Annotated in this window: 9 protein-coding genes; 3 read left to right on the top strand and 6 right to left on the bottom strand. The window is 72.1% G+C overall.

Translation table 11 applies throughout. The features are described from left to right. Positions 1-5: 5 nt before the first annotated feature. A complete protein-coding gene (deoC, locus tag ACWIHY_RS16160; protein ID WP_454376286.1) occupies positions 6-962 on the bottom strand; it encodes a deoxyribose-phosphate aldolase in 957 nt (318 codons plus the stop codon). A gap of 89 nt (positions 963-1051) precedes the next feature. On the opposite strand from deoC, the gene ACWIHY_RS16165 reads away from it, so the two are divergent. After that, positions 1052-1705, top strand: a complete 654-nt coding sequence (locus ACWIHY_RS16165) for a PH domain-containing protein (protein WP_454376287.1) — start codon at positions 1052-1054, stop codon at positions 1703-1705. 25 nt (positions 1706-1730) lie between these two features. On the opposite strand, the gene ACWIHY_RS16170 is transcribed toward ACWIHY_RS16165, so the two are convergent. From ACWIHY_RS16170 to ACWIHY_RS16185, 4 genes are all read right to left on the bottom strand, one after another. Next, complete coding sequence (locus ACWIHY_RS16170; protein ID WP_454376288.1) at positions 1731-2939, bottom strand: hypothetical protein; 1209 nt, start codon at positions 2937-2939, stop codon at positions 1731-1733. A gap of 152 nt (positions 2940-3091) precedes the next feature. Continuing rightward, positions 3092-4744: a phospho-sugar mutase gene (locus ACWIHY_RS16175; protein ID WP_454376310.1), complete on the bottom strand. Its 1653-nt coding sequence runs from the start codon at positions 4742-4744 to the stop codon at positions 3092-3094. A 332-nt stretch (positions 4745-5076) separates the two neighbouring features. Further along, positions 5077-5907 (bottom strand): purine-nucleoside phosphorylase, encoded by an 831-nt coding sequence (locus ACWIHY_RS16180; protein WP_454376289.1) that lies wholly within the window; start codon positions 5905-5907, stop codon positions 5077-5079. A gap of 102 nt (positions 5908-6009) precedes the next feature. Further along, on the bottom strand, positions 6010-6447 hold the full coding sequence (locus tag ACWIHY_RS16185; RefSeq protein WP_214970098.1) for a gamma-glutamylcyclotransferase: 438 nt from the start codon (positions 6445-6447) through the stop codon (positions 6010-6012). A gap of 192 nt (positions 6448-6639) precedes the next feature. Here ACWIHY_RS16185 and ACWIHY_RS16190 point away from each other — a divergent pair, with 192 nt between their 5' ends. Both ACWIHY_RS16190 and ACWIHY_RS16195 read left to right on the top strand, forming a co-directional pair. Beyond that, positions 6640-8079, top strand: coding sequence for an NAD(P)H-quinone dehydrogenase (locus tag ACWIHY_RS16190; RefSeq protein WP_454376290.1), 1440 nt, complete (start codon positions 6640-6642; stop codon positions 8077-8079). Between the two features lie 168 nt (positions 8080-8247). Next, positions 8248-9228, top strand: coding sequence for a DeoR/GlpR family DNA-binding transcription regulator (locus tag ACWIHY_RS16195; protein WP_454376291.1), 981 nt, complete (start codon positions 8248-8250; stop codon positions 9226-9228). A 13-nt stretch (positions 9229-9241) separates the two neighbouring features. On the opposite strand, the gene ACWIHY_RS16200 is transcribed toward ACWIHY_RS16195, so the two are convergent. Continuing rightward, entirely contained in the window at positions 9242-9799 is a 558-nt protein-coding gene (locus ACWIHY_RS16200; protein ID WP_454376311.1) for a TetR/AcrR family transcriptional regulator, read from the bottom strand. Between the last annotated feature and the right edge of the window lie 252 nt (positions 9800-10051).

Consider the following 10051-nt stretch of genomic DNA (forward strand, 5'->3'; position numbering starts at 1 on the left):
GGTGATCAGTCCACCGTCACGTAGTCGGGACCGGAGTAACGGCCGGTGCTCAGCTTCTGCCGCTGCATCAGCAGGTCGTTCAGCAGCGAGGACGCGCCGAAGCGGAACCATTCGTTCGTGAGCCAGTCCTCGCCGACCGTCTCGTTGACCAGCACCAGGAACTTGATCGCGTCCTTGGTGGTGCGGATGCCGCCGGCCGGCTTCACGCCGATCTGAATTCCAGTCTGCGCCTTGAAGTCGCGTACGGCCTCAAGCATCAGCAGGGTGTTCGGCGGGGTGGCGTTCACGCCGACCTTGCCGGTGGAGGTCTTGATGAAGTCCGCGCCCGCCAGCATCCCGAGCCACGAGGCGCGGCGGATGTTGTCGTACGTCGAGAGCTCGCCGGTCTCGAAGATGACCTTGAGGCGGGCCTTGTCGCCGCACTCGGCCTTCACGGCCACGATCTCCTCGTAGACCTTCAGGTAGTGACCGGACAGGAACGCGCCCCGGTCGATCACCATGTCGATCTCGTCGGCGCCCGCGGCGACCGCGTCACGCACGTCCGCGAGCTTGACGGGAAGCGCGGCACGCCCTGCGGGGAATGCGGTGGCGACCGAGGCGACCTTGATGCCCGTGCCGGACAGGGCCTCCTTGGCGGTGGCCGCCATGTCGGGATAGACGCAGATCGCCGCGACGCGGGGAGTCGTGCGGTCGGTCGGATCGGGATTGGCGCCCTTGGCGCAGAGCGCCCGGACCTTGCCCGGGGTGTCCGCGCCTTCGAGCGTGGTCAGGTCGATCATGGAGATGGCCAGGTCAATGGCGTACGCCTTGGACGTGGTCTTGATCGAACGGGTACCGAGGGACGCGGCGCGCGCTTCGAGGCCGACGGTGTCTACGCCGGGGAGCCCGTGCAGGAAGCGGCGCAGCGCAGCGTCGGACGTGGTCACGTCGGCGAACGCGGATGCGGGTGCAGTGGTGGGCATGGTCACCACTGCAGCATATCTACGCGCGTAGCGACCTGTACACCCCCGGGCCCCGCCGACCCGGTGTGACGTGAGGCAGAATCGGCCGCATGACTAGCAGCCCCGGCCACCCGAACAACTCCGGCGGCCCCGCCGAGCCCACGTACGCCGACCGGGTGTTCCGGTCGCCCTCCGCCCTCGTCGGCGGAGTCCTGGTGCTTCTGCTGGCCGCGTGGGTCGGCGGCGACGCACTGGTGCGCGGAGAGGGCCGTACGCCGTGGGCGGCCGTGGCGGGGCTGCTGTTCGCCGTGCCGCTGGTGGTGGCGTTCACCCTGCGGCCCGCCGTCTTCGCCAACGACGACCGGCTGCGGATCCGCAATCCCTTCCGGACGATCACGCTCCCCTGGGGGGCGGTCGAGGGCGTACGGGCCGGCTACTCCAGCGAGGTGTTCGCGGGCGGCAGGAAGTACCAGCTGTGGGCCGTCCCCGTGTCGCTGCGCCAGCGCAAGCGCGTCGCCCGCCAGCAGGCCAAGCAGGCGACGGACGACCCGTACGGCAGGACGTCCGCGACCGCCGACGTCACCGACGCACGAGCGCGCCGGGCACCCGCCGACCAGACCGTCGACGACCTGCGCGAGCAGGCCGAGCGGTGCGCTTCGCGGCCGGCCGCGCAGGGCGAGCCGGCCGTCCGGTGGGCTTACGAGATCATCGTGCCGTGCGTCGTGGGCGCCATCGCGATCGTCGTCCTTTTCGCCACGGGGTGACGCCGGTGCGGCGGGTCGGGGCGGCCTACGGCGGGCCCGGCCAGATCAGGTGCATGTAAGCCCCGAACCACAGGGATGACAGTGCCGCCCCGCCCATCACCAGCGCGCAGGTGAGCCGCCGGGCCCGTGCCACCGCCAGCGCGACCGGCAGCAGCAGCGGGAAGCCGGGGACCAGGAAGCGGGCGCGCGGGAAGTAGACGCCACCGCTGCCCAGGACGACCAGGAGCAGTAGGCCGGTGAACACCAGCAGCGGCAGCGGCTGGCGCTCGGCGGCGCAGAGCGCGAACAGGGCGACGGAGAGGAACAGCACCAGCGTCACCACCACCAGGAAAAGGTGCGGTTTCGACTGGTAGAGCAGGAACCGCCGCATCTCGCGCAGTGTGTCGGCCCCGCCGTCCCACTCGTTCAGCCACAGCCTCTGTACGGCGAGGTAGCCGTCCCAGCGGCCGAGTCGCAGGCCCACCCAGGCGACGTATCCGAGCCACCCCAGCGGCGCGGTCAGCCCGGCGGCGAGCACGGCGGGGCTCAGCTCCCTCCCGCTCTGCCAGGACCGCCACAGCGCCATCGCCGCCGCCACCGAAACGGCCGCGGCGACCGCGACGCCGGTGGGGCGGGTCAGGCCGGCGAGCGCGGCGAGGGAACCGGCCCACAGCCACCGGCCGGCCAGGACGGCGTACAGCGACCAGGCCGTCAGCGCCGTGAACAGCGACTCCGTGTAGCCCATCCACTGGACGGCCGCGACCGGCATGCAGCCCCAGAGCACGGCCAGCACAGTGCCGACCCGGCGCCCGTACAGCCGGTCGCCCACGGCGAAGATCCCCCCGGCCGCCACGAGCGAGAAGGCGACGGCGACCAGGACGCCGACGCTGGCGCGCGATCCCGGCGTCACGCCCGCGACGGCCTTGATCAGTACCGGGTAGAGCGGGAAGAACGCCAGATTGTTGCTGTTGCGGGCGGTGCCGAGCGTGGCGTCGTACCCGCTGTCGGCGATCTCCAGGTACCAGCGGGAGTCCCAGGACGTGGCGAGGGCGGGCCACAGGCCGTGGCCCTTGAGGTGGGCCCAGTGCGCGAGCAGCAGTACGCCGGCGAGGCGCACGGCGACGTATCCGGCCAGGGCGGGCGCGGCCCGCCGCAGGGCCTTGGTGAACCGGTCCCGCGTTCCTTCGTACGGGCGCCTGGTGGCGGGGACGGCCGTACGGGGCCGGCCGGTCACCGGGGATGCGGTCGGGGGCACTGCGGCAGCTCCTGGGACTCGGCGGGGGATACCGGGTCACCCTTCCTCGCACGCTCGGGAGAGGGCACGGAGCGCTGCGTCAGCTGCCGTATGTAAACCACTCGTCCGGGCGGTCGGCCCCGGGCAGGGAACCGGCCGCCCGGACGGGATGGTCAAATGCCGGCGGCCGCCGACAGGTCGCGCTTGATCGCGGCGAGGATGCCCTCGGCCCGCTCCTTGGCGCTCGCCAGCTCACTCGCGCCGGCGACCGGGACGACGGTCTCCAGGTAGCACTTGAGCTTGGGCTCGGTGCCGCTGGGCCGGACGATCACGCGGGCCTTCACCTCACCGTCCAGGTAGTAGCGCAGACCGTCGGTCGGCGGCAGCTTGTCGGTGCCGCGCGTCAGGTCCTCGGCGGCGGTGACGGTCAGTCCGGCGAGGGAGACCGGCGGCCGGTCGCGCAGGCGGCGCATCGCGTCGGCGATCACCGTGAGGTCCTCGACGCGGACCGACAGCTGGTCGGTGGCGTGCAGACCGTGCTCGACGGCGAGGTCGTCGAGGAGGTCGAGGAGCGTACGGCCCTGGGACTTCAGGACGGAGGCCAGCTCGGTGACGAGGAGGGCCGCCGTGATGCCGTCCTTGTCGCGTACGCCCTCGGGGTCGACGCAGTAGCCGAGGGCCTCCTCGTAGCCGTAGCGCAGGCCGTCGACGCGGGCGATCCACTTGAAGCCGGTCAGGGTCTCCTCGTACGGCAGACCCGCGGCGGCGGCGATCCGGCCGAGGAGGGACGACGACACGATCGACTCGGCGAAGGTGCCGGTCGCGCCCTTGTGGACCAGGTGCGCCGCGAGCAGCGCCCCGACCTCGTCGCCGCGCAGCATCCGCCACTCGTCCGTGCCGGGCAGGGGCACGGCGACGGCGCAGCGGTCCGCGTCCGGGTCGTTCGCGACGATCAGGTCGGGCTGCGCGCGGCGCGCGGTGGCGAAGGCCAGGTCCATGGCCCCCGGCTCCTCCGGGTTGGGGAAGGCGACCGTGGGGAAGTCCGGGTCCGGCTCGGCCTGCTCGGCGACGAGCACGGGCTCGGGGAACCCGGCGCGGGCGAAGGCGGCCGTCAGGACCTCCTTGCCGACGCCGTGCATGGCCGTGTAGACGACGCGTGCGGTGCGGGGGGACCCGGCGGTGAGGACCTCGTCCGTACGGGCGAGATAGGCCTCCAGGACCTCCTCGTCGAGGGTGAACCAGCCCGTCTCGGGGCGCGGCACGTCCGCGAGGGCCGCCACGGCGGCGATCTCGGCGGCGATCTCCGCGTCGGCGGGCGGCACGATCTGCGAGCCGTCGCCGAGGTAGACCTTGTAGCCGTTGTCGCGGGGCGGGTTGTGGCTCGCGGTGACCTCGACGCCGGCGACGGCGCCCAGGTGCCTTATGGCGTAGGCCAGTACGGGAGTGGGCAGCGGGCGGGGCAGGAGGGCGGCACGCAGGCCGGCTCCGGTCATGACGGCGGCGGTGTCGCGGGCGAAGTCGGCGCTCTTGTGCCGGGCGTCGTAGCCGATGACGACAAGGCCCTCGGTCTCGCCCTTCGCCTTCAGGTACGAGGCGAGGCCGGCGGCGGCGCGGACGACCACGGCGCGGTTCATCCGCATGGGGCCCGCGCCGAGCTCTCCGCGCAGGCCGGCCGTGCCGAACTGGAGCGTGCCGGCGAACCGGGCGGCGATCTCGTCCAGATCCTCGGCCTCGATGAGCTTGGCGAGCTCGTCGCGGGTCTCGCTGTCCGGGTCCTCGGCCAGCCAGGCCTGCGCCCGCGCGATGAGCTCCTGCTCCTGCTGCACGATGTGGTCCACCTCTCGTGTGTGGTGCGTTGCGATGCGCCCGCGGCGAGCTTGTTCCCCTGCCCGCCCCTTCCCGAACCGGGGCCGGCCCCAGACGCCGGACGCCCTCCGGGCGTGTCCTCGAACGCCGGACGGGCTGGATTCGGCGCGGACGGTTCTGCCGCGTGCGGCTACCTTCGGCGGACGGGCCGGAGGTAGCCGCACGGACATTCCGCGGGCACCATCCAGCCCGTCCGGCGTTCGAGGAACGGGTCTGGGGCGGAGCCCCGGTTGTGGGAAGGGGCGGGCAGGGGGACAGCCCCGCAGGGCCGGGGGCCCGGCCGGGCCGGGGGTCAGATGCGTTCGAGGACCTGGGCCAGGAGTGCGCCCATGCGGGTGGCCGAGTCGCGGCCGGCCTGGAGGACTTCCTCGTGGTTCAGCGGCTCGCCGGTCAGGCCCGCCGCCAGGTTGGTGACCAGCGAGATGCCGAGCACCTCGGCGCCGGCCTCGCGCGCGGCGATGGCCTCGAGGACCGTCGACATGCCGACGAGGTCGCCGCCCATCACGCGGACCATGTTGATCTCGGCGGGCGTCTCGTAGTGCGGGCCGGGGAACTGGACGTACACGCCCTCCTCGAGGGTGGCGTCCACCTCCTTGCACAGCGCGCGCAGCCGCGGCGAGTACAGGTCCGTCAGGTCCACGAAGTTCGCCCCGATGATCGGCGAGGTGGCCGTCAGGTTGATGTGGTCGCTGATCAGGACCGGCTGGCCGGGGCGCATGCCCGGGCGCAGACCGCCGCAGCCGTTCGTCAGGACGACGGTCTTGCAGCCGGCGGCGACGGCGGTGCGCACGCCGTGCGAGACGGCGGCGACACCGCGGCCCTCGTAGTAGTGCGTACGGCCGAGGAAGACCAGCGCGCGCTTGTCGCCGATCTTGTACGAGCGGACCGTGCCCGCGTGTCCGGCGACGGCCGGCGGCGGGAAGCCGGGCAGCTCGGTGACGGCGAACTCGTGCTCGGGCGCGCCCAGCGCCTCGGCGGCCGGCACCCAGCCCGACCCCATCACGAGGGCGACGTCGTGGGTCTCGGCGCCGGTCAGCTCACGCAGGCGGGCGGCGGCGGCGTCGGCTGCCGCGTGGGGGTCGGCGAAGCCGTCGGTGGGGGCGGGGGTAACAGATGCGTTCACGCCGACGAGGGTAACCGGTGAATCCCTACGCGCGTAGATGTCGCTGCCGACGGTGTTGCGATCGTTGCCTTGTCGGATCGGACGAAGGCAGGCTCACAGTCCTCAGCAGGGGCGCTTGCGCAGCTCCATGACGTAGTCGTGCGGCGCGCCCGCGGACTCCGCCGCGTCGGCGAGTTCCCCCAGGTAGCGGGCGGAGGGAAGTCCGCCCTCGTACCCGTTCAGGACGTACAGCCAGGTCGGCTCCTCGCCCTCCAGGGTGTGCACCCGCACCCGCATCCGGCGGTAGATGTCGAGTCCGACACCTTCCCAGCGGTCCATGGAGTCCTCGTCCATGGGGGCGATGTCGTAGAGCGCGACGAAGACCTGCGAGCGGGGGGCTTCCACGATGGTGGCGAGCGCGCCCTCCCAGCCCATCGACTCCCCGCCGAAGGTCAGCCGCCAGCCGTTGAGCCAGCCGGTCCCGCGCAGCGGTGAGTGCGGTGCGCGGCGCGTCATCAGCCGCGCGTCGAGGTTGCCGGCGTACGCGGCGTAGAGCGACATGTGATCGAGGGTACGGGAGGGGGTGGAGCGGCGGGGGCCGACGAGCACTGCGGCCGGATGGAGCCCCCGGGGCGAAGCACCTTGAAGCGTGCGGGACAATGGAGTACGTACTGCATTCCCCCCGGGCGATCCCCGGATCCCCGGCCGAGCGGGCAGGCGGGCCGGGATTGACAATGCGAGGCGGACTTTTTCGTGACCCGGATCGTGATCATCGGTGGCGGACCCGGCGGATACGAGGCGGCCCTGGTGGGCGCCCAGCTCGGCGCGGAGGTGACGGTCGTCGACAGCGACGGTCTGGGCGGGGCGTCGGTGCTCACCGACTGCGTACCGTCCAAGACTCTGATCGCGACGGCCGAGGTGATGACCACCTTCGACTCTTCGTACGAGGAGTTGGGCATCATCGTCGCCGACGACACGCCGCACGTCGAGCAGGCGGCCCGGGTGGTCGGCGTGGACCTGGGCAAGGTCAACCGCCGTGTGAAGCGCCTCGCGCTCGCCCAGTCCCATGACATCACCGCGTCCGTCACGCGGGCGGGCGCGCGCGTGCTGCGCGGTCGCGGCCGCCTGGAGGGCCAGCAGGGCCTCGACGGCTCGCGCACGGTCGTCGTGACGTACAGCGACGGCAACGAGGAGCGCCTCACCGCCGACGCCGTACTGATCGCGACGGGCGGGCACCCGCGCGAGATCCCCGACGCGCTCCCGGACGGCGAGCGGATCCTGAACTGGACACAGGTGTACGACCTGGACGAGCTCCCCGAGGAGCTCATCGTGGTCGGCTCCGGTGTCACCGGCGCGGAGTTCGCCGGCGCCTACCAGGCGCTCGGCTCGCGCGTCACCCTCGTCTCCTCGCGCGACCGCGTGCTGCCGGGCGAGGACCCGGACGCCGCCGCCGTGCTGGAGGACGTCTTCCGGCGCCGGGGCATGAACGTCATGGCGCGCTCGCGCGCCGAGTCCGCCAAGCGGGTCGGCGACCGGGTCGAGGTGACCCTGTCCGACGGGCGTGTCATCAGCGGTACGCACTGCCTGATGGCGGTCGGAGCCATCCCGAACTCGGCGGGCATGGGCCTGGAGGAGTCGGGGGTCCGGCTGAAGGACTCGGGGCACATCTGGACCGACAAGGTCTCGCGTACGAGCGCTCCCGGCGTGTACGCGGCGGGCGACGTCACCGGAGTGTTCGCGCTCGCGTCGGTCGCCGCCATGCAGGGCCGGATCGCGATGTACCACTTCCTCGGCGACGCGGTGACTCCGCTGAACCTCAAGACCGTCTCGTCGAACGTCTTCACCGACCCCGAGATCGCGACGGTCGGCTACACCCAGGCCGACGTCGACGCCGGCAAGATCGACGCGCGCTCGGTGAAGCTGCCGCTGCTGCGCAACCCGCGCGCCAAGATGCAGGGCATCCGCGACGGCTTCGTCAAGATCTTCTGCCGTCCGGGTACGGGCATCGTGGTCGGCGGCTGTGTCGTCGCGCCGCGCGCGAGTGAGCTGATCCATCCGATTTCGATCGCCGTCGACAACAACCTGACCGTGGAACAGATCGCGAACGCCTTCACGGTCTACCCGTCCCTGTCGGGATCGATCGCCGAGGTCGCACGGCAGTTGCACACCCGCAAGACGTCGGCCGAGGCGTAGCGGCGGGGCGTCGGCCGAGGCGGCCGACGGACGTCCGGCGGGCAGGCAGGAGGCATACGCATCCGGCGTACGCCGCCTATACCACTCGGCGCCCCAGTTTGGGCACAACTTCTGTTATTCGGCGCAAACTGCTGAAAACTATCGGCCGCCCAGGTTACTGTCAGTTTCGTGTTCGCTGCAGAACGTCGCCAATTGATCCTCGAAATGGTGCGCGCCAACGGGGCTGTATCGCTCCGTGAGCTCGCCCGCGTCGTCCAGACCTCCGAAGTGACCGTACGGCGGGACGTGCGGGCACTGGAGGCAGAAGGACTCCTCGACCGCCGGCACGGCGGTGCGGTACTGCCGGGCGGTTTCACGCGGGAGTCCGGCTTTCCGCAGAAATCCCATCTCGCGACCGCGGAGAAGACGGCCATCGCCGACCTCGCCGCGGGACTCGTCGAAGAGGGCGAAGCCATCGTCGTCGGCGCCGGGACAACCACGCAGGAGCTGGCCAGACGGCTCGCCCGGGTGCCCGGGCTCACCGTCGTCACCAACTCCCTGCTGGTGGCCCAGGCGTTGGCGCACGCCAACCGCGTCGAGGTCGTCATGACCGGCGGCACGCTGCGTGGCTCGAACTACGCGCTGGTCGGCAGCGGTGCCGAGCAGTCGCTCCAGGGGCTGAGGGTCTCCCGGGCCTTCCTCTCCGGCAGTGGACTGACCGCCGAGCGCGGCCTGTCCACCTCCAACATGCTGTCGGCGAGCGTCGACAGGGCATTGGTGCAGGCGGCCGCCGAGGTGGTGGTCCTCGCGGACCACACCAAGCTCGGCACGGACACCATGTTCCAGACCGTGCCGACCGACGTCATCACGCGCCTGGTCACCGACGAGCCGCCGCAGCACGACGATCGTGCGGCGACGGAGCTGCAGGCCTTGGCCGATCAGGGAGTGCAGATCGCCGTCGCGGGGCCGGGGGCGGCAGGCACGGGGGGTGACGGCGCCCCCTCGGGGCGCCAGCCCCGCCGGGACATGCCTCTGCCGGGCCAGCGGCGTACGCACCCGGGCGGTCCCGGGGCCGGCGCGCAACTGCGCAGCGCCGGATCGCTCGCGGAGCAGCAGGCGGGACCGGCCGAGCGGGAGCGGGCGCGCGTCGCCGATCTGCGCCGCCGCTGAGGAGCGCCCCCGGTTACGCCGCGGCCTCGGGGCGCAGGCCCTTCAGTGTCAGTGTCAGCAGCCGGTCGGCCAGCTCCGGGTCGTCCGGTGCCTGTTCGGCGGCCAGCGCGATGGCGTTCGTCAGCTGCATCAGGTCACCGATCGAAACGTCGGGCCTGACGGCGCCGCTCTCCTGGGCCCGTACGAGCAGCCGCTCACCCGCCGCGTTCATCGGCGTACTGCATCGCGCGAGCGCCGAACTCTTGTCGTGCGAGGCCGACATGAGCTCCCGGGCGAGACCCCGGTACTCACCGGCGTGCGTGACGATGTCGCGCAGCCAGGTGACGAGCGCCGAGCAGGGCGCCTCGCTGTCGGCGAGCTTCCGTGAGTGCGCGAGGAGTTCGTCGACGGCGCCCTGGAAGACCGCGCTCATGAGGGCGTGCCGGGTGGGGAAGTGCCGGTAGAGCGTGCCGATGCCCACTCCGGCGCGCCGCGCCACGTCTTCGAGTGATGCGTCGGTGCCGTGCTCGGCGAAGGCGGTACGGGCCTCGGCCAGTACGCGTTCGTAGTTGCGCCGGGCATCGGCCCGCATGGGCCGCACAGCCGCCGCGGACATCTGCCGCGACTCCGGGGCGGGCGCCCGCGTGCCCGGCGCACCCGGCGTCTGTGGTCTGCTCGTCGCCATGGCCCTGCCCTTCTCCTGCTCCGGTCTCCAGGATGCCATTGCGAGCTGAGGGCCCCGCCGATTTCGGACGCTGTTGGTTAATTCGGCCCTTGCTGTGCCCCGCCGAGCGTCAGCTCGGCGGGGCACAGCGCTGCGAAGTGGCTGGTGCGGGTGAGGGCA

The organism is Streptomyces sp. NPDC055287, from assembly GCF_053646035.1.